Source organism: Mycobacterium innocens, from assembly GCF_900566055.1.
Classification (GTDB): Bacteria; Actinomycetota; Actinomycetes; order Mycobacteriales; family Mycobacteriaceae; genus Mycobacterium; species Mycobacterium innocens.
The window spans coordinates 20,178-39,702 of record NZ_UPHQ01000121.1 but is presented as its reverse complement, the minus strand read 5'-3'; the positions used below and the strand labels follow the sequence as shown (position 1 = coordinate 39,702).

Below are 19,525 nucleotides of genomic sequence, written 5' to 3'. Positions count from 1 at the left end.
GATGCCCGCGGTCAGCTCCGATAACCCTCCTGCCGCCACCCGCTGTTTGGGTGGACGCCCTGGAAAGAATGAGCGGCCGCACCCATCACCAGCCCGCACGCCGGGCACCCCATCCATCATCATGTCGCCGGACCGTCGTTCGTGGACCCAGATAAGGCTGGGCGCCGGCACGCCACGCTTGCTTCTCTTCGGCCCTCAGCACTCGCGGAGGCATCACATGACTTGAACCGCAACATCTTTGCCTCACTCCGCGCCGACCCAGTATGCGGCGGATCCTCGTCGGCCTCGAGGTCGTTCGTCCTCGCTGCGCTGCGGGCGCTCCACCTCGACCCCGCCTTGCGGTCCACCGCCCTCAACACGGAGCGGAAGTGAGATCGAACAACGATGAAACAACCAACGGATCCACCTTTACGGGGGTCCCCAACACAGATAAGGAAGGACGTTACCGATGGCCTCGGGAACGTACTCAAAATTTCGCTGTCACCCCACTGGGTGGTTGCTGGAGAATTCCTGGCAGGCTGTCAGGTCGCGTCGCCCGGGGGCACAAACCCCATGCTTACCGAGTCTGCAGCCGGTAACGGGGTTAAGTCATCGGTGCGCACCGAGGCCGGCGACTAGCCCGCAGCGGGAGGTCGCGCGACGAAGGTGGGGCGGAAGCCGTACTGCGGTACGGCACGTCCGAAGTGCTGACCGGCCATATTGCCGAAGGGCATACCTGGCATACCGGCTGCCACCGCCGGCGGAGGTGCGACCATCGGCGTGCCTCCCAAAGCCGAACCCAGCGGGCTGTGCAGTGGCGCGGCCGCGGTCCACGCCGGCGGTACCGACAGCTTGCCGACAATGCCCGCGTTGCCCAAACCGGCCGAAACGGCGCTTCCGACGTTGCCCGTGGACGCGAGCGGGCCCGCCGCCAGCCCACTGCCGACTCCCGCCGCGGCCGCACTCGCATCCTGAGCCGCATCCGCAGCTACTGCGCCAGCCAGGACGCTAGCCATGAAGGGTGCAAACGTGCTACCTGGGACGAAGAGTCCAGTCGACGTGATGGTGTTCCAGACATTCGCGTTGGGCCCCCAGACGTTCCACAAGGTCTGCCACCAAGCAGGTCCAGACCCGGTCAGCAGGTCCCAAATCACCTGTAGCCATGATGTGCTGTTAGGTCCCGAAAGTCCCTGCAACGCACTAGGAACCATGGAAATCAGCCCGGACAGCGTGCTTGACTGATTGCCGGCCGAGTTGCCGGACGCCTCGGTGACCGCAGCCGCCTGGGCGGCCAGCCCGCTGGGGTTGGTTGCCTGCTGAGGCTCCACGAAGGGGCTCAGCTGAGTGGCGGCAGCCGAGGAACCGGCGTAGCCGTACATCGCCATGGCATCTTGGGCCCACATTTCGGTGTACTGTGCCTCGGTGGCTGCAATGGCCGGGGTGTTCTGGCCCAGGATATTTGTGGCGATCAACGCCATCAGTTGAGCACGGTTGGCCGCGATCACCGGCGGAGGGACGGTCGCGGCGAAGGCGGCTTCGTACGCTCCCGCGGCTGCCTCGGCTTGTACCGCGGTCTGTTCTGCCTGGACCGCGGTGGTGTTCATCCACGCCACGTAGGGGGCGGCGGCGGCTGCCATCGATGCCGATGCCGGACCGTACCATTCTTCCCCTGTGAGCGCCGCGAGCACCGAGTGATAGGACAATGCGGTGGCGCGCAATTCCGCAGCCAGGCTCTTCCAGGCTGATGCCGCGGCAAGCATTGGGCCCGAGCCGGGCCCCGAATACATGCGGGCGGAATTGATTTCGGGCGAAAGCATTGCAAAGTCCAGGGCGACGGTCATCGCTGGCCTCTTTTCTCATCGGCTGTGTTAGTGCTGTCGGCGCCGGTGGCCGCAACTGAACCGGCGCCTGGACCCGAAGTCGCGGTACCTGATCGGTGGACTGCCGTCATCTGTGCGGCCACCGCCAGATCCGGAATCGGGCATTGAATCATGTTGTGCTCGAGTTTGATTCGTCGCTTGCAGGATTTGTCCTCCGCGGTGGCAATGGGCAGTTGCCGGTTGCGGGTGCGGTGTTGGCGTGGCACGGCCCCAGGGGTCGTAGACAGCACACCTGCACGGGTGATCGGCACACGACATCGAACTTCTCCAGGACAAAGAACCAACCCGGATCGATGGTGCTTTTCGCGCTCTATCGTCACGACTCCGAAATGCGGAGCCGCGCAACGCAGAGAATCAGGCGAACCCGTTCAGAAGGCGAAAAAGGCGCCGGGGTCGGATCGGAACGAAATGCTCGTCGGACTCGGATACGGACTATCGCCGGGACTCATCTCGCTCTCACCTCCTCAGGGCCAGGGCACACGGGGATGCCAGGCAAACTGCACACGGGGTAAGAGCCCAGCGGAATAACTGGGCGCGGCACCCCTCTCGTCAGAGCTTTGGCACCACACGGCGTATCCGGCTAGCCAAAGCCAGAAGCCACTTGGGCTCAACCCTTAAGCCGGGAAGAGCTGTCCTGACCCTGGGCGTCTTTCGACGTTCGAGGTCAGTGGCCTGTATCCGTGCAGACGCCTCACCTAGCGAGGTGCATGCAAGGGCAATCGTGACACTTGTGGCGATGGGAGTCAACCCAACCCGCCGATAACGGCAATACCCAGCTGGTTGGTTAAACAACCGGCAACTATTCGTCGTATCAGGTGGCGGTATGGCAAATCACGCATTTGCGGTGGCCGGTCAAGCCGGCCATGCCGACGTCTGGTCGCAAACCGCCTGTGCGACACAGCATCCCGGAACACCCAGGGGTGCGCCGGCGATGTCCCGGCGACAAGCCGGCGATGACGAGCCGGACCAACGGCCCGGGCCAGGATCCGGATCTCGTTGCGGGACACCGGCACCGGAGCCGTGTGGACCGGCCGGCACCTTCGGGTGCGTGCCCGCGACTTCACCACGAACATCGGCCTCATCGTCAGCCCGCGGCGGGGGGCCGGGACATAATCGTCGGCCTGAACCCGTACCGAGGACCACTGCCGAAGTTGTGTCCGTAAACACCCGGGGCGGGCATCCCGGGCACGCCAGGTGTACCGGCTGCGGCGTCGGGGACACTGGCGGTGCTGGTCCAACCACCACCCGGGGCGGCGGCACCGGCGTGGTTCACCACCTGGGTGGCCGCCGTCCAGCTCTCCGGCACGGACAATCGGCCGACCAGCGCCGCGCGATTGAGCCCGGTCACAACGCTGCTTACATTTGTCGGCGCCGGCGCCGGGGCCGACACCGAGGCCAATGCGGGGAAGTTGAAATGGCCGCTGTCGGGTGGCGAGATAACCGGCAGCCCGCCGGCCTGCAACGAATTGAGGTCGGCCATCGCGCCGGTGATTGCCGGGGTGATCAGGTCCGGGCTTACGTACCCGGCCGACGTGAAGCCGTTGACCAGCGAGGAGTTGAGGAATACCCCGTAGGGGTTGCCGTCGTTGCCGTCCAGGAAATTCAGGATATCGGCGAGTATGCTGCCCGGCACTGGAAGAGTGGCCGCAGGATTGGCGGCTCCAGCACCCGATAGGGCCGATGCCGGCGATGCGAGTCCTTGGAGCGCAGACGGCACTACCGACATCAATTGGGGCAGTTCCGACTGTGTCAGTGCGCTCGCCGCGCTGCCGGCGGCTTGAGTGACGGCCGCTGCCTGGCCGGCCTGACCTGCCGGGCTGGTGGTCTGGGCCGGCTCGGTAAACGGTGTCAGCGTCGAGGCCGCCGCGGCGCTGGCCGCGTAGCCATACATTGCCGCCGCATCCTGAGCCCACATTTCGCCGTACTCGGCCTCGGTCGCCGCGATCGCCGGCGTGTTCTGGCCGAATATGTTGGTGGCAACCAGCATCATCAACCGAGCGCGGTTAGCCGCGACCACAGCCGGCGGCACCGTCATCGCAAAGGCGGCCTCGAATGCACCCGCCGCCGCTGCTGCCTGAGCGGCAGTCTGCTCGGCCTGGACGCCGGTGATGCTCATCCACCCCATATATGGGGCGACTGCGGCCGCCATCGATGCCGATGCGGGGCCTAGCCAGCGTTCGCCGGTCAGCTCCGAGATCACCGCGTCGTATGAGGCAGCCGTCGAACGCAGTTCCGCTGCCAGCCCATCCCAGGCCGCCACAGCAGCCAGCAGCGGCGCCGATCCCGGTCCCGAATACATACGCAGCGAATTGACTTCCGGTGGAAGCGCTCCGAAATCCATCACCTTCACCTCCCTTATCCGACCAGTGCTTCGGTGGCCGAGTCGGCGGCTTCGGTCGTGAGGTGGCAATTAACGTCCTTCGGCGTGGTGGCCGTGCGCGATTGCTGATCAGCGGCAGCGTGCACGACTGCTCGTTGCCCATGGGCGGCGAATCGCGTTGCGGTCACCGCGGTTACGTCGCCGGCTACTATGTGCAGCGATTCCAGTTGTTTCCTAAGCAAATACATCGGACTTCTCCTCTTGGGGGATAGTCCAACCCGGCTACGGAGCCTCGTCGCTGTGGGTGGTGTCGGGGTGTTACCGAGAGCACGTACGTGTGTTACGTAGCGCGCGCCGGGGTACTCGGCGCCAGCCGATTCAGACGGCGGACAAAGCGCCGTGACCAGATCGGGATGAATCGGTCATAACTTTCATGGAGCACGCTATCGATCGGGTCCGTTCGGCCCACCTCCTGTCGCGATCGGGGCACATCGGGATGCCCCGGTGGTTGCAATATCCCGGATGAAGTCACCCTCGCGAAATTTGCCAGGAGCGCCACCCCGGTCGTCCGAGCTTCAGCACCACACAGCGTATCCGGCCACAGCCGCCCCGGAAGCCAGTTGGGCCTAACCTATAGGGGTGGCATCGGCAAAATCTCGAAACCCTTATCGGCGGTGTGGGTCAATGTCCTTTTTCCGTGCGGAAACGCAAGCTCACACCGGTACTCCCGCCCTTCGGTGGTACCGCGAGCAGTAGGTCACCGTCGTCGTTCCAGGGCGGGGTGACTCAGCAGACAGGGCGATGTTTCCCGCGCGAGAATACGGTTACGACGGCGGCACGGGTGCGCTAACGTTCAGGTCGTAAGGTTAGCTGTTGCCGGCCAACGAGACGGCGGCTACGTCTCGGCTAAGTCGTCGTCTTCTTCTCCGCCACTGCAGCGCTGAGGCCTTCGGCGAGGTCCTCGCGGGTGAGCTCCTTGAATCGGAGCAGCTGGTCCTCGCTGAAATCCGTCAGATCGCTGTTCAGTACTGCGTCCAGATCTTCGTCATCGAGGCGGAAACTACGGTGGTCGCGGGCCTTCTCGACGACATTGCGGACGAAACCGGCGTTGCCGAGCATGTCGATGCCCCGGATCAGATCGCCGTCCTCGGAGTAGGTCTGGTCGTTGTAGAACTTGGTGTACGACGGCAGTAACACCTGGGCTGCCGCGTCGGTGATGACGTCTTGATTCTCCCGGCCCATCAACCGGGTCAGCGCGATCAACTCTTGCGGGGTATAGCTGAAGAACTCGATCACGGTCGAAAACCGCCGTCGCAGACCTTGATTCACTTCGAGCATTTTGTCCATCGCCTTGGCATAACCGGCGCCGAAGACCACGAGCTCGTCGCGGTGGTTCTCCATGTAAATCAGCAGGGTGTTGATGATCGCGTTGCCGTAAGGGTCGCCCTGGGAATAGCCACGCTCGTGCAGACTGTGCATCTCATCGAAGAAAACCGCGCCACCCAGCGCACCCTCGAGCATTTCTTCGGTGTTCTTCTCGGCATCGGCCATGTACCGGCCCAACAACTTGGTGCGACTGGTCTCCACCACGAGCGGCTTGCGCAATACCGTCAACCCGCACAGCTGTTTGGTGAATGCCCTTGCCACCGAAGTCTTTCCAGTACCCGGCGGTCCCAGTAGCAAGGTGTGACGCGATGTCACCGGGACGGGCAGCCCCATCTTGGCCCGCGCCAAGTTCACCTTCGTCGTCGCCTTGATGAGTTTGATTTCCTTCTTGGCCTTTTCCATGCCGAGCATCGCATTCAGCTCGGCGTCCCCTTCCGCCAAATACTTCGCGGCCATCTCGGCATGGCGAGCAGCTTCGGTTTGGGCGCGGGTCGGCGCACTATCCGGATCCCACGGATCTTTGCGTGCCTCAATCGTTTCCGGATCGGTCAGTACCAGCCGGAAGTTGGGATTGTCCAGAGCTTCGCGGGCCGGGGTGAACTTGGGGTCGCGCGAATACACCCGGCGCAGCAGTTCAACGGCTTCCTCCTCGCGGCCGACATGCCGCAAGCACATGCCCTGCGTGTAGAGCGCGATGTTGGCCGCACCGGGCACCCGGTCCCCTTCGATGGCTTCTTGCGCTCGCCGGAACGCCTCCTCGAAGACGCCTAGTGACGCCAGCGCGGTGGTGGCCATCGCCGCGCCGGCGGCCTTCAGTTCCGGGTGACGCCATGGCGTTGCCTCGGGAAACTGGTTGAGCACGTCGGGCCAGCGTTTGGTGCGGAAGTAGAGCACGCCCCGCACATAGCTGACCAGCTCGGTGTCGAAAGGATGGCGGGGGTCGGTCGCGTCGAGTAGTTCGGCCGCCTCCTGGTAACGCCGGTTCTCGGCGAGGACCGCAGCGTATGCGCATGCCAGCGAATCAACGCTGGTGACTGCCAGCCGCAGAAACAACCCGTCGGATACCTCGGGACGGAACTGCAGGTCCGTCACGCCGAGACGGCGGGTCTCCCAACCGAATGTCCTGACCGCCGCCCAGGCGCCGGCGAGCACCTCGATGCTGTGGTCGCCGGCGAGGATCCGGGCCAGCCAGGCATCGCACATGCCGGGATCCAGCTTGGTGGCGGTGGTAAACATTTGCGCCGCCACTTGTGGGTTGTGGCTGGGCTGTAGGCTACTGACCGAGATTCCAGAGGCGAGCAGACCGGCGACCAGGGCGTTGCGGGCATCTTCAGCGGTTGACTGCGGGCGAGTCATTGCCCTGCGGACGAGCTTGTTGCGTGCTCCTGTACTTGATCCACAGGCAGTTCAAGCTCGTCGTCGTCACGCATTTCGCGACTGGGCACGACCAGTCGGGAAGGTTTCCCCGGCACCGGCAGGCTCGCCCGCACGGCCGCCAACTGGCGGCCGGTGAGGCGGTTGAGCCCCGACGTGAGTTCCTTGGGCAGACGTGAATCGCTGTGATAGCGAACCCACGCCGACATGTGCGGCCGACCGGCTCGCATCGTCAGCCGTACCGTGATCACCGCGGCGCCCACTTCCGGGGTGTCCGGCAACCACAGGTGGTCCAGCGTCTCGGAACTGATGTCCGACGGCGTCACCCAGAAACTGGTGACGAACCCGTTGAAATGCTTGAGACGACGCCAACCCGGCCGGCTCCAGGTCGGCTCCAAATCTGCCAACACCGCGCTGTCGACCTCGGCCAACTCATCAGCTGTCAGCGGCCGCGCCGCACAGGTTTGACCATCCAGATCCTGAACCAGCCGCTCGGTGGCCGCCACCAACGTCGAGGCCAACGAATCACGGGAGGCGACCGCGGCCACGTTGCGCTGCGGATCCATCCGCAACACCAACCAGGTACGGCGCCGGTTGGCGGCGGGTTGGTCCCCCACCACTCCCCACTCCTCAGGACCCCACTCGTCCAATGAAGCCGACGCTTTGGCGGCCTCGGCGCCGCCGCGCACTTCCACCGACACGATGTCAATGCCATCGAGTTGGATGTCGAACTGTCGCAAGTTTTCAGCAACCGCGCCCACCGGCAACACTGCCGACAGCGAGGTCCGATGACGATGTCGGCCCGGCTGGTCGCCCCCACCACCGTCTACCTCGATCACCGTGACCAACTGGCCCTGATATTCACGCACTCCGACGGTGTCACGTCCGAAGCGGCGCTGGTGATCGATGGCCGGCGTACACCCCGCGCCCAGTGCCGTACCCGGATCGGCAGACCAATCCCACACCCAGGTGGCGATACCCGAGGTCACGGTGATCCCGTGATAGGTGACGATCGACAACATTGTTAGCACCACCGCAAGGCCCGCCCCGACCCACCATGCGACCCGGTACTGGCCCTGCCACGAGTCCGGGCAGTGGCTGGCGACCAAAAGAATGACCACGTCCGCCAAGAACACCGTCGTCAACCGCGGCCACGACAATGCCAACCCAAACCTATGCTGAGCCTTCATCGCTGCTTCCGTGATCGTCGCATCAATGTCGCCGTACCGAACACCGCACCGCCTATCAGTAGTGCCCCGGTCAATCCCCCGGCAGCCACCCAAACCGGGATCATATTGCGTTCGGTGGGTGGTTTCGGCAGCGCCAGTGGCGCTGACAGTTGCTTCGGCGGCTGGACCGGCCCTTCCGGCACATCCCAGGTCAGGGCTGCCACCGGGTCCACCACACCGTAGCCGACCTGGTTGTCCACGCCGCGAGCGGGCGGCCTGGCGGTGTGAATCAATCGGTTCTTGACCTGGTAGGCCGACAATTCGGGGTACTTCGCCCGGACCAGGGCCACTACCCCGGACACGATCGCGGCGGAGAAACTGGTGCCGGCCGGAACCAGCAACGTGTTGTCCGGGCCGTCAACCGCATTGATCAAGCCGTCGTCTCGAGGCGAAAGGCCGACGACGTCGGTCCCCGGTGCGGCAATCGACACCCATGGCCCGGCGATGCTCATTTGACTCATCGGCTGACCATTGGCGTCGACCGCGCCGACCGTCAGGACGTAGTCGCTGAACCACGACGGGGTCACCACCGTGGTGACTGCGTTCCAGTCACGGGGATCGTTGGGCTGCAACGGATCGAAAACCGGGTTCTGTTTGCAATCCTTCTTGCTGCTGTCGCCGGCCGCGGCCACGATGACGGCGTTCTTGTCGACCGCCGCGTAATGGACCGCCGCACCCAACACCCGTTGATCGATCACATTGCGGGCGCTCATGCATGTCACGTCGGAGATGTTGATCACCGAAGCACCCATATTGGCAGCATGCACGATCGCTCGCGCCATGGTCTCGACATTGTCGATCTTCTGCGCCGTCTGCGGATCTTCATCGCCGGTGTATGGGTCTTTGAGACCGAAGGCCTGACTCGACTGGCGAATGGAAATCAGTTCGACATCCGGGGCGATTCCACTGAACGCGTCGGGCGGCGGCGCTGGTGAGGGCGGCGGCTCGAGCGGACGCGGACCGCTCGTATTGTCGATGCCGATCACCCGCCGGCCACCGGAGTAGCTCGGTATCGTCATCGTTCCACCACCGTGGGTTCCGGCCGGAGCCTGACCTGGGGCCACCGGAGGCACTGGGCCCGGTGCCGGGGCGGCACCCGGGGCTCCCTCCTCAGACGGCGGAGCCGGAACCACGGTGATCGTCTGGGTCTGCGGCGGGACTGGTGACAGCGTCACGGTCTGCGGTGGTGGCGGCTTCTCCGTGGTGGGGATGGTGACCGGCCGGCGCGGAACCGCCGGAGGCGGCGCCGCCCCATTGGCCGCAGCCGCGCCGATCATCGACGCCACGATGGTCCCGTGAGCATCGCAGTCCGACAAGCCGTCACCGCCGGCCATCACGTAGTCGCCGCCGGGAATCAGGTGCGGAAACCTGGGGTGCGGCGTCACGCCGGTGTCGATGACGGCGACTTTCACGCCCTCGCCCCGGCCGAACTGCCATGCCTCGGTGAGGTTCAGCATCTCCATGTACCTGGGCGGCAATCGGAAGTCGGTGCCGGGCAACGTTCCGACTTCGGTGCAGTAGGAGTTCTGCTTCATCGGGGCGACGGGTCCGGGCGGACCATCAGGTGGCAACGCTGCCGGGTCGATCGTCGGGGGCGAAATCGCTTGTGCCGGCGGCAAACCGGCTAGCGCACCCGACGCGAGCAGAATCGCGGCGAGGGCCGCGGCTGGGCCACGACCACGCCGCAACCTGTCGTTACCGGTACCGAATCGCTGCATAGACATTCATCAACCACAATGCCAGCGGGAAGATCGGCATCAAGCAGAGGTATTCGATCCATTCCACGAACTTGCGGAACAGCGGGCTGTAGATGGTGTTGGGCACCACGGCAGCAGCTGTCAGACCCGCGGCCGGCAGCAGCACCAGGATCGCCGCGGCGATCGACACGGACAATGGCGAGGCCAACACCAGCGCGTACCGGATAACTACCGCGGCGACGATGATCACGCCGGTGGCGGCCAGGGTGGTCGCCTGCCAGCGGTCGACGTACGAGCGTCCGCGCAACAGCAGGAACCCGGCGGTAAATCCGGCAAGTAATAGCGGCAGCCAGCGTTGCCCGGTGTGCGGATTGCACAGCGCGGTCAGACATACCACCATCAGGACGCCGAGCCCCACCAGTAGGCCGCTCAGGAATGACCGGGCGCGTTCGGCTTGCAGCACCACATCGCGTACCGACGCCGGCCCTTCGAGGGTCGCCGGACCACCACCGGACCTCACCACCGTGGTGGGCAGGTCGGGACGGGCCTCGAAGACCCACCTGCTGGTGGCGGACGGGAACACCGGCAGCCGGATCCCGGCCAGCCGACGCGACAGCGCGGGGGCTGCGTGATAGAGCAGGACGCAGGCCAGCACCGTGCTACTGAACAACGTCACCGCACTGGCTGCGGCGACCATCCGGGCCAGACCCGCAAGCGTCGCCAGCACGCTGATGGTGACGATCGCGGTGTAGATCCCTAGCCGGCGACCCGTGAATCGCAGCGCCAACGCGGCGGCTACTGACAGCACCCCGAAACCCAGCACCGCTTGCGGCGACCCGACCGGACCTGGAGGCGCCGCCGCAGCGGCCACTGTCAGTGGAGCGAGACCGCTCATCAGCATGATGTCGGCAACGCGCCGATCTGGGTCGGTCTTGGCGCGCATCAACAGCAGCATCGACACCGCCAACACCAGTACGGTGACCACTGACGCGAAAATGGTGGTCAACCACGTGTTGTGGTGCCACCTCCACCAGCCGAGCACTCCTGATGCCAGGACGACGCCGATGGCCACCATCGACGCCCCGACCTGTACGGCGACAACCGGATCGATCGAGGCGAATCGCTTGCTGAGATTGGACGCAACCGCTGTGGAGATGTGCTCGATGACTTGCGACCGCTTCTCGGTGTCCGGGATGAATCGGATCCATAGCCGGTCGCCGTCATAGACCTCTTGTTCGGTCAACGACTGCGTGGCCCGCAACGGCGAGCCATCGACCAGACACAACGCCCACCTGCCGCGGTCGGTGGCCTCCAGGGGAGGCTCGCCGAGCTCTCGGAGCCTACTGTTCACCACTTTCAACAGTGGTTCGGTCATCACCGAAACCGGGGCGTTGGCATCCAGCAGCACGCCGATCTGGACGCCGACACCGGCCATGATGCCGACGACGACGGATCGGGGCGACGAGACGCCCTCGATTTCGGTCTGTGGCGCATCAGCTACTGCGGTCATCGTCCTGTACCCCCTGCCGTGGCGAACGTGGTAGCCCATGACTTCAGCCGCGCCCGGGGCACCGTCGGTGTGCTCACCGAGGCGTCGCCCCGGGTGAGTTGCGGATCGACCAACTCCGAATTCATTTGCCTCGCCTCGCGACTAAATGGATGTGGTTGACTTGCTTTTCAATTTTGCAGCCGCTACCAGAGCAGTATGCCCGGTCCGCATCTGGCTCGCATTCTATGTTTGAAAGCGTTGTAACACTTCGTTTTTCGTAACAGCGTTGTTAAACCCTGCTGTGTGTTTTCCACTCGCCGTACGGCAGCGTGTCCAACACGGTCTTCACCCCGACTTGCACCAATTGCGGGGTTGCCGGGCAGATAGCCAGCCACGCCTCCCCGGAGCCCGCGGTTCGCGCCTGCTGGTAGAGCGCGATGCGCCCACCCGATCCGTCCTTAAGGGACAGCACCGAGGCGCTCGGACCCTTGGCGTCGTCTCGGTACTGCCGCGCATAAACCGCGACCTCGGCCGCCGGATCTGACAACGCCTGGCCCAGCGCGGCCACCGTGGAGGCGCTGATACCCATTCGCCGCAGATCCCCGCCGGAAAAGACGTTGAAGCCGGATTCCTGCCATGACTTGGTGGCCTCCAGCATCTCCTCCAAAGGCACATTGACCGCATTGATCGCGGCAGGGTCGGCGTGGTGAATCGATTCCAGCCCGTCTATCACCAGCGCGGCGATCGATGCGCTCTCGGTTACTGAGACGTCGTCGACGGTGATGTCGTTGCCCACCCGCACCGCGGACACCCAGTGCTGGCCTCGGCGGGCCAGCACCACCCGGAACTCGTTGTCCGGAATGTCGCGCGACCCGGGCGGCTGGTTCTCGTCATCGACTACCCCGTACAGCAACTTGCCCCGGGAGAGCAGGGCTACGACCTCGAGGTCGGGCGCGGCGAGCACCCTCATTCGGGCGGCCACCTGTTCGTTGACCGTGTCTCCGACGACAATGCCCTGCTCGCGCATGACCGCCATTCCGGGATGCTCATTCAGCCAGTCATTGTTGTCGGTGGATACGTACGGCCGGCACCGCAGTTCGGGCGCAACGTGCCGGATATCCAGCAGCGCCTGGAGCATCCAGAAGCCGTCCACGTTGACGGTGATATCGGTGCGCGTGCTCTGTTGATCCATGCCTAACCTCAGAGGTTTTCAGTTGTTCGACTGCCGGTCAACTGCAGGACACGGCAGCACACCCGGTAGTTGGTGTGCTGCCGCGCCTGAAGTTCGGTTTTAGGCCCAGCTGGAGCCGACGGCGCTGTCGGTCTGCGCCATGTTGCTGCCGGCGGCCTGGACCTTCTGACCGTGGGCGTTGGCCTGCTCGTAGATCACCTGGAAGTTGCGACCCAACTGGGTGATGAACTCCTGGCAGGCCACCGAACCGGCGCCGCCCCAGAAGTCGCCGGCAGCCAGCACATCGCGAACGATGGCCTGGTGCTCGGCCTCGAGCGACGCCGCCTGGGCACGAATCGTGGCGCCGTGGGCGTCGACATCGCCGAACTGGTAATTGATGGTCATAGTGGTGTTCTCCTAACCAGTGAAAGCGTACGCAGCTGTGGCTTTGGGCGCTAGCTGCTGAGGATCTGCTGGGAGGCCTGCTCTTGCTGCTCGTAGTTGTTGGCGTCGCGGATCAGCCCGTCACGCACTCCGTGCAGCATGTTCACAATGTTGCGGAAGGCCTGGTTCATCTGGCCCATGGTGTCCAGCGAGGTGGCCTCGGCCAGACCGCTCCAGCCCGCGCCGGAGATGTTTTGCGAGGACGCCCACATCCGGCGGGCCTCGTCCTCAACCGTCTGAGCGTGCACCTCGAAGCGGCCCGCCATCGCCCGCATCTCGTGCGGGTCGGTCATAAAGCGTGAAGTCACCTGAATTCTCCTTATTGCCTAGATCTTGCCTAGATCATTTGTCGATCATTTGTCGTCTGTTGTTCGTCGGGTGCGATGACCGGCCGGCTACGTGTTCACGCAACCGCCGACCGGAGAACTATGGATGACCCCCTTTCCAGCCGACGGCAACCGGGCGTCGCGGCACAGCGCACGGACACCGGGCCCCGACCGCAACATCAGGATCGATGAATGCGGCACCTCGGAGCACAGAATCGGCCGCCTGGCGCGCTCGCGCAATGACCCACCGGCGAGAGATCACCGTAGAACTCACGTCCGTAGCCGCATCCGTCCCCCGGGTCTATGACTGCCAGCGTGGTCAGCCGGCAGCGGCAGCGTTGGCGGCCTCGGTAGCCGCATACGAACCGGAACTGGTCGCCAAGGTGTTAACGAACATCTCGTGAATCGCGGCGGCCTGGGCGCTGACCGCTTGGTACATCTGCGCGTGTGCGGCGAATTGAGCCGCAGTCAACGCCGATACCTCGTCGGCGGCCGCAGGCACCACCCCCGTCGTAGGGGCCGCAGCCGCGGCGTTCTGGGCGCTCATTGTGGTGCCAATACCCTGTAGGCTTGACGCCGCAGCGGCCAGAGCTTCCGGCTGTGTTTTAACAAATGGCATGCTGTTTTCCTCCCTCGATTGTCCCCGGCACCGCTCTACCGCAAGAGAGTAGATGACCGCGCGGCGCCAGTTTGCTTTCAACGCCACCATTAAGCAAGTGTTCACGTGTTGGCACGGCAAATTCACCTGTGGTAACGACACAGTAACAGCGGGAAGGGCTGTTTGTCGTCCGCTCAGCAAACTCCCGCCCGAACCCTTGGAAAATTAAGGGTCGACACCCGTCAAGATCTGCTGACCCGGACATGCTTACCCGTTCCGGGTAGGTGATGCAGCGTCGGCGAGACACGGCACAGCTTGGTCGTCAGCCGGCGAAAGGTGGGCGGGCCATGACGGTGGGCCGGAAGCCATAGCGGGGCCCGGCGCCCGCCGCAGCGCCGGCGCCGGCGCCGGCGAGTGGCAGACCGCCCAGCAGATTTCCGGCCGCCGTGTCCGGTGCCGCGCTGACAGTGCTGACCGGCAACGGAGCCGCATGCCCAACCGTCGGGCCTATCCCCGAGATCGCGGCCGGCACCGACAGCTTCCCGACAGACGCCGCCTGGCCCATGCTCGCCGCCACCCCACCACCGCCGCCGCCCAGCAGTCCGCCCAAGCCCGCCAAACCGTTCGCGGCGGCGCTGCCGGCGGCCGACGAGGCAGCCGGCGCGAGTCCCTTGCTCAGGGACAACAACGTATTCGCCATGCCGGTCGAGAAGTATGGCAGGCCCTCGATGTTGTAGGCGGGACCGGCGAAGTTTCTGAACGCGGTGATGAACCACTGCGGGTTCAACGTGCTGTTTCCACCTATCCCGGCCAGGATCGAGCCGACGATCGAGTTCGGGTTGAAAGTTACCGCACCCATCGTTTCGCTCGTCGGAGTCAGCCCGACAAGAGCCATGTTCGAGGGCGACGCGAGGCTTGCCAGCTGGGTCTGCAGGCTGTTAAGCAGGTCCGACATCGTTTGTTGCGCCGAGCCGGCCGCAGTGCCAGCCGCTTGAGTGACCGCGCCTGCCTGTACGGCCCCGGCAGTCGGGCTTGTCGTCTGCGGAGGCGACGCGAACGGGGTGATCTTCGTAGCGGTAGCTGACGAGCCCGCATACTGGTACATGGTCGCGGCGTCTTGAGCCCACATTTCACCATATTGGGCCTCCAGCGCCGCTATAGCGTTGGTGTTCTGACCGAACACGTTGGAACCCAGCAGCTGCGCGAGCTCAGCACGATTGAGTGCGACCAGCTGCGGGGGCACCGTCGCAGCATGCGCGGCCTCATATGCCGCTGCCGCGGCCGTGGCCTTACTTGCTGCTAGTTCGGCCTGCGTGGCGGCGTTGCTCATCCAGGCCACGTAGGGCGCGACCGCCTCGGCCATTGATGCCGACGCCGGACCGAGCCACTCTTCACTGGCCAGGCTGGTGATCACGGCTTCGTAGGCCGTGGCGGCTGCATTCAGCTCGGCTGCCAACCCGTTCCACGCCGAAGCAGCGGCCGTCATCGGCCCCGACCCCGGACCGATGTACATCAGCACGGAGTTGATCTCCGGCGGTAGCGCCCCAAAATCCATTGCTTGACCCTTATCTGCTCGCGACTGCGTTCGCCGCCTCGGTGGCCGCATACGAGACGGCACTGGCGCCCAAGGTCTTGACGAACATCTCGTGGATGGCCGCCGCCTGCGCGGATGCGACCTGGTAGATCTCGGCATGTGCGGCGAACTGCGCCGCGGTCAGCGCTGACACCTCGTCAACGGCCGCTGGAACCACCGAGGTCGTGGGTGCTGCAGTGGCGGCGTTCTGGGCGTTCAGTGCCGCGTCGACGCCTTGCAAGGCAGCGGCAGCAGCCAACAATGCTTCTGGCTGTGTCATCACAAACGACATCAGTTTCCTCCCTTCGAATAACCCTGTGCCTAACCGACTTCAGGGCTTTCGCGTCCCGTGATCACGTTACTTGCCTGCTATGGCTCGGCCTGGTTCCGATGCCAACTATTCATTCCTGGACCGCTAGCTAGTATTCATTTATTGCTTTCGAGCATTAATCTGCAGTTGGGTTTTAGATCGGCTGCCATGCCGTTTGTCACCTCCAATTGGTTGAACGAACTGGCTGAATCGCTGAAACCTCAATCGCATCGTGAGCGAGCCTCCGTCCTTAGTCACCCGGCGGACAGCGGGCGGGTGAGTACGTTGTGGCGGAATCCGTATTTGTTGACGTAGCCGGCGGCGCGCCGGCCGGCACCGGTCAGCGGTATTCCGCGCAGTAGTCCCGATGTTCCGGCGTTGGTCGCGGTGGCGTTGAGGGCGCTGCCGGTTCCAGGCTCGCCCGACAATGGGCTTACTTCTGAGGCCGTGATGGCCGCCCAAGTCGGTGGCACCGACAGCCGGCCGATGCTCGCAGCCTTGCCCACACCGGCCGCCGGGGCACCCCAGGAACCACCCAGGGCCCCCGGCGGCGCCAGCGCCCCACCGAGCGCGGGATTGGGCGCAGGAGCACCCGGTAGCAGACCGCCGCCCCACGCGATAAGCGAATTGACCGAACCCAGCGCGAAATACGGGTAATTGGTGACCGAATTCCAAATATTTGTCGAATTCCCGAATATTGTGGCCAGTAATCCGGTGGGCCCGACGACCCACGGCGGAACCGACAATGACGAAGGGGTCAACGAGAACCCCAGTTGCGTCAGAATCGAGTCGACACCCGCTATCGGTGTGGTGGTCGATATCGGCGACGTCAGACTGCCCAGTAACGCAGTCATCGACATGGTCGGCACAACGGTCGGCGCCGAGTTGGCTGCCGATGCGGCGACGGCCTGACCCACCGCGGCGGCCTGCCCGGCCCCTGCATCGGGTTGGGTGGTGGCAGGCGGCGGCTGGAACGGCGTCAACAGTGAAGCGGTCGCCGAGGAGGCGGCATAGCCATACATCGCGGCGGCATCTTGGGCCCACATCTCGGCGTACTGGGCCTCGGTGGCCGCGATCGCCGGCGTGTTCTGCCCGAAAAAGTTGGTCGCGATCAAGGTGAGCAACAACGCCCGGTTAGCCGCGACCACCGCAGGCGGCACCGTCATCGTGAAGGCGGTCTCAAAAGCTGTGGCGGCCGCGCGCGCCTGCATGCCCGATTGCTCGGCCTGCTCGGCGGTGGCGTGCAACCAGGCCACATACGGTGCGGCCGCGGCCAGCATCGACGCCGACGCCGGCCCTACCCACGGTGAGCTGGTCAGTTCGGTGATCACCGAGCCGTAGCCGGCCGCCGCCGTGCTCAATTCCGCGGCCAGCCCGTCCCAGCCCGCGGCAGCAGCCATCATCGGGCCCGAACCCGGACCGGCATACATTCGTCCCGAGTTGACCTCCGGCGGTAACGCCCCGAAGTCCAACACCACCCCTCCTCAGCCTCTCCCTTGCCGCTCCCCGGCCGACCGCGATCGATGACAGCCCCGCCGGGTGGCGGCTACGTCATCACCCTGGTCGCGAACCCGTCGCGGGCCAGCAGTGCTGATACCACCCCGGCTCATACCGCGAGCTGTATTGGCTGTCGATGCTCATCAGTGGCTCGCCCTTGCCGTCCTGTGAGTCAACGCATCACCGGCAGTCATCGCTCAGCCGACACCGGATCCATCCGCGGCCGTTACGGCCAGCACTTCCGCGTGCGCGGACAACAACGGAATGCTGCCCGCGTTTCCCCAAAAGCCTGGCATTATACCATCACCTATCAGCAATTTGTTCGTTGTGAACCCGTTGCACATCAAACACTTTAGGTTGCCGAACGGGGTCCATCGGGCGCGTACGCCAACAATTCATTCCCCGCAAACGATTGTTAAGCTGCCGTTAAACCGCGAATCCAGCTACGTCCACGCGACCTGCGCAAAGAGCCGCCACGGGCGTAGGGAAACCAAGAATTATCCGGTCTTGTCACCGTAGGTTGCGCGGCGCCAGGTATGAGTTTCCTATGTGCACCGCCGTCGCGAGCGGCTGCGGATCTATGAATCTATGAACTTTCCAGGGTGTCGCGCAGTGCGATCAGTCCTCGTCGAGGACAAGCGCCATCTCGGGACACGAGGCCACGCCGTCGCGGGTCAACTGCTCGTCTTCGGGCCGGACGACGCGCTCTTCGAGAACCGAATAGCCCGAATCGTCAATCGGAAACAGGTCCGGAGCCACCGCGTAACACTGGGCGTGCCCCACACACCTCGACTGCTCCAGACGAACCTTCACCTCGTTTACCTCCTGGATCCCTGCCAGTCATGTGCATGCATGTCCACCGAACAAAACTTCCAAGAGGCTAGCCGAGCGTGCTGCCGATCGGCCACGGCCGGGGCTCACATCGTCGGATTGGTGCGCGTTTGTCGCGCGTGCGATATTGGGCTGTGTTACCAAGGCCCGGCTGCCTCGAAGGCCGTGAAGCGGGAAACGGACAGCAGAAGAGTCGAATGCATGAGTATTACCGAGGGCGGCAAGGCCGGCGCATTTTACCTACCGCGGCTTGAGTATTCGACGTTGCCGATGGCCAGCGACCGGGGCCTCGGGTGGAAGACCTTGCGCGACGCGGGGCCAGTGGTGTTCATGAACGGCTGGTATTACCTGACGCGCCGCGAAGACGTGCTCGCCGCGCTACGCAATACTAAGGCGTTCTCGTCGCGGGAGGCGTTTCAGTCTCCGGGCAGCCCGCTGCCGCTGGTACCGCTCGGGTTCGATCCGCCGGAGCACACCCGATACCGCAGGATCCTGCAACCGTATTTCAGCCCGGCCGCCTTGGCCAAGGTGCGACCGGCGCTGCAGACCCACACCAACGCCATGATCGATGCCCTCATCCCCTGGGGTGAGTGTGAGGCGATGGCCGACTTCGCGAATCTGTTTCCGTTTCAGCTGTTTTTGGTGCTCTACGGTCTGCCGGTGGCCGACCGTGACCGCCTGATTGCCTGGAAGGACGCCGTCATTGCCGTGTCGGACCGGCCTTACCCGACCGAGGCCGATGCCGCCGCAACGCGTGAGCTGTTTGAATATCTCGCACAAGCGATCACCGAACGCAAACAGAACCCAGGCCCGGACGTCTTGTCACAGGTGCTCATCGGCGATGACCCACTGAGCGAGATCGAGGTGCTGGGGCTGAGTCACCTGTTGATCCTCGCTGGGTTGGACACCGTGACCGCGGCGGTGGGTTTTTGTCTGCTGGAACTCGCGCGCCGGCCGGAGCTGCGCGCTTTGCTCCGCGACAATCCCAAGCAGATCCGGGTTTTCATCGAGGAGATCGTCCGGCTCGAGCCATCGGCCCCGGTGGCGCCGCGAATCACCACCCGGGTCGTCGAGGTCGGGGGTATGACACTACCCGCCGGTTCCCCGGTGCGACTGTGCATGGCCGCGGTAAATCGCGACGGCACCGACGCGATGTCCACCGACGAGTTGGTCATGGACGGAAAAGTGCACCGCCACTGGGGATTTGGTGGCGGGCCGCACCGCTGTCTGGGTTCTCATCTGGCGCGTTTAGAGCTGACCCTGGTGGTCGGCGAGTGGCTGAAGAGGATTCCCGACTTCGGCCTGGCTCCCGGATACATGCCCGAGATCCGGTTTCCGTCAAAATCCTTCGCGCTCAAGACGTTACCGCTGCGTTGGGGCTGACCTCAGCCAACGTCAGCCCATCCCAACGCGGCGCTGAA

Annotated in this window: 16 protein-coding genes and 1 riboswitch; of the genes, 1 reads left to right on the top strand and 15 read right to left on the bottom strand. The window is 64.5% G+C overall.

Going from position 1 to position 19,525, the window contains the following annotated elements; translation table 11 throughout:
• Positions 1 to 614: 614 nt before the first annotated feature.
• The 15 genes from EET03_RS13355 to EET03_RS13280 all read right to left on the bottom strand — a co-directional run bounded on the left by EET03_RS13355 (position 615) and on the right by EET03_RS13280 (position 18,086).
• Entirely contained in the window at positions 615 to 1,820 is a 1,206-nt protein-coding gene (locus tag EET03_RS13355; RefSeq protein ID WP_075543630.1) for a PPE family protein, read from the bottom strand.
• Between the two features lie 573 nt (positions 1,821 to 2,393).
• Positions 2,394 to 2,569, bottom strand: a riboswitch (M-box (ykoK) riboswitch).
• A gap of 374 nt (positions 2,570 to 2,943) precedes the next feature.
• Positions 2,944 to 4,200, bottom strand: a complete 1,257-nt coding sequence (locus tag EET03_RS13345; protein ID WP_075543634.1) for a PPE family protein — start codon at positions 4,198 to 4,200, stop codon at positions 2,944 to 2,946.
• A 14-nt stretch (positions 4,201 to 4,214) separates the two neighbouring features.
• Positions 4,215 to 4,427 (bottom strand): hypothetical protein, encoded by a 213-nt coding sequence (locus tag EET03_RS13340; protein ID WP_075543629.1) that lies wholly within the window; start codon positions 4,425 to 4,427, stop codon positions 4,215 to 4,217.
• 658 nt (positions 4,428 to 5,085) lie between these two features.
• Complete coding sequence (gene eccA / locus EET03_RS13335; protein ID WP_075543628.1) at positions 5,086 to 6,921, bottom strand: type VII secretion AAA-ATPase EccA; 1,836 nt, start codon at positions 6,919 to 6,921, stop codon at positions 5,086 to 5,088.
• On the bottom strand, positions 6,918 to 8,129 hold the full coding sequence (eccE, locus tag EET03_RS13330; protein WP_075543627.1) for a type VII secretion protein EccE: 1,212 nt from the start codon (positions 8,127 to 8,129) through the stop codon (positions 6,918 to 6,920). The genes eccA and eccE overlap by 4 nt, the downstream gene beginning before the upstream one ends.
• The gene (gene mycP / locus EET03_RS13325) at positions 8,126 to 9,886 is read right to left on the bottom strand and encodes a type VII secretion-associated serine protease mycosin (RefSeq protein WP_063471825.1); all 1,761 of its coding nucleotides are present in this window, start codon (positions 9,884 to 9,886) and stop codon (positions 8,126 to 8,128) included. The genes eccE and mycP overlap by 4 nt, the downstream gene beginning before the upstream one ends.
• Positions 9,864 to 11,375, bottom strand: coding sequence for a type VII secretion integral membrane protein EccD (gene eccD / locus EET03_RS13320; protein WP_063471826.1), 1,512 nt, complete (start codon positions 11,373 to 11,375; stop codon positions 9,864 to 9,866). Before eccD ends, mycP begins: the two co-directional genes overlap by 23 nt.
• A gap of 268 nt (positions 11,376 to 11,643) precedes the next feature.
• Positions 11,644 to 12,546, bottom strand: coding sequence for an ESX secretion-associated protein EspG (locus tag EET03_RS13315; RefSeq protein WP_122508774.1), 903 nt, complete (start codon positions 12,544 to 12,546; stop codon positions 11,644 to 11,646).
• Positions 12,547 to 12,645: 99 nt separating this feature from the next.
• The gene (locus tag EET03_RS13310) at positions 12,646 to 12,930 is read right to left on the bottom strand and encodes a WXG100 family type VII secretion target (RefSeq protein WP_023363993.1); all 285 of its coding nucleotides are present in this window, start codon (positions 12,928 to 12,930) and stop codon (positions 12,646 to 12,648) included.
• Between the two features lie 50 nt (positions 12,931 to 12,980).
• Positions 12,981 to 13,277, bottom strand: coding sequence for a WXG100 family type VII secretion target (locus EET03_RS13305; protein WP_036394102.1), 297 nt, complete (start codon positions 13,275 to 13,277; stop codon positions 12,981 to 12,983).
• Positions 13,278 to 13,614: 337 nt separating this feature from the next.
• Positions 13,615 to 13,914, bottom strand: coding sequence for a PE family protein (locus EET03_RS13300; protein WP_075543633.1), 300 nt, complete (start codon positions 13,912 to 13,914; stop codon positions 13,615 to 13,617).
• Between the two features lie 301 nt (positions 13,915 to 14,215).
• The gene (locus tag EET03_RS13295) at positions 14,216 to 15,448 is read right to left on the bottom strand and encodes a PPE family protein (protein ID WP_063471828.1); all 1,233 of its coding nucleotides are present in this window, start codon (positions 15,446 to 15,448) and stop codon (positions 14,216 to 14,218) included.
• A gap of 10 nt (positions 15,449 to 15,458) precedes the next feature.
• Positions 15,459 to 15,758 (bottom strand): PE family protein, encoded by a 300-nt coding sequence (locus EET03_RS13290; protein WP_063471829.1) that lies wholly within the window; start codon positions 15,756 to 15,758, stop codon positions 15,459 to 15,461.
• Between the two features lie 272 nt (positions 15,759 to 16,030).
• Positions 16,031 to 17,248, bottom strand: a complete 1,218-nt coding sequence (locus tag EET03_RS13285; protein ID WP_122508775.1) for a PPE family protein — start codon at positions 17,246 to 17,248, stop codon at positions 16,031 to 16,033.
• A gap of 643 nt (positions 17,249 to 17,891) precedes the next feature.
• Positions 17,892 to 18,086, bottom strand: a complete 195-nt coding sequence (locus EET03_RS13280) for a ferredoxin (RefSeq protein WP_063471843.1) — start codon at positions 18,084 to 18,086, stop codon at positions 17,892 to 17,894.
• 219 nt (positions 18,087 to 18,305) lie between these two features.
• Between EET03_RS13280 and EET03_RS13275 the strand changes: the two genes are divergently transcribed.
• On the top strand, positions 18,306 to 19,487 hold the full coding sequence (locus EET03_RS13275) for a cytochrome P450 (protein WP_075543625.1): 1,182 nt from the start codon (positions 18,306 to 18,308) through the stop codon (positions 19,485 to 19,487).
• Positions 19,488 to 19,525 lie beyond the last annotated feature (38 nt).

Bases quoted from the DNA above. Each gene is read 5' to 3' on its own strand.
- EET03_RS13355 (WP_075543630.1), bottom strand. From the start codon at position 1,820: ATGACCGTCGCCCTGGACTTTGCAATGCTTTCGCCCGAAATCAATTCC.
- EET03_RS13345 (WP_075543634.1), bottom strand. From the start codon at position 4,200: ATGGATTTCGGAGCGCTTCCACCGGAAGTCAATTCGCTGCGTATGTAT.
- EET03_RS13340 (WP_075543629.1), bottom strand. From the start codon at position 4,427: ATGTATTTGCTTAGGAAACAACTGGAATCGCTGCACATAGTAGCCGGC.
- eccA (WP_075543628.1), bottom strand. From the start codon at position 6,921: ATGACTCGCCCGCAGTCAACCGCTGAAGATGCCCGCAACGCCCTGGTC.
- eccE (WP_075543627.1), bottom strand. From the start codon at position 8,129: ATGAAGGCTCAGCATAGGTTTGGGTTGGCATTGTCGTGGCCGCGGTTG.
- mycP (WP_063471825.1), bottom strand. From the start codon at position 9,886: ATGCAGCGATTCGGTACCGGTAACGACAGGTTGCGGCGTGGTCGTGGC.
- eccD (WP_063471826.1), bottom strand. From the start codon at position 11,375: ATGACCGCAGTAGCTGATGCGCCACAGACCGAAATCGAGGGCGTCTCG.
- EET03_RS13315 (WP_122508774.1), bottom strand. From the start codon at position 12,546: ATGGATCAACAGAGCACGCGCACCGATATCACCGTCAACGTGGACGGC.
- EET03_RS13310 (WP_023363993.1), bottom strand. From the start codon at position 12,930: ATGACCATCAATTACCAGTTCGGCGATGTCGACGCCCACGGCGCCACG.
- EET03_RS13300 (WP_075543633.1), bottom strand. From the start codon at position 13,914: ATGCCATTTGTTAAAACACAGCCGGAAGCTCTGGCCGCTGCGGCGTCA.
- EET03_RS13295 (WP_063471828.1), bottom strand. From the start codon at position 15,448: ATGGATTTTGGGGCGCTACCGCCGGAGATCAACTCCGTGCTGATGTAC.
- EET03_RS13290 (WP_063471829.1), bottom strand. From the start codon at position 15,758: ATGTCGTTTGTGATGACACAGCCAGAAGCATTGTTGGCTGCTGCCGCT.
- EET03_RS13275 (WP_075543625.1), top strand. From the start codon at position 18,306: ATGAGTATTACCGAGGGCGGCAAGGCCGGCGCATTTTACCTACCGCGG.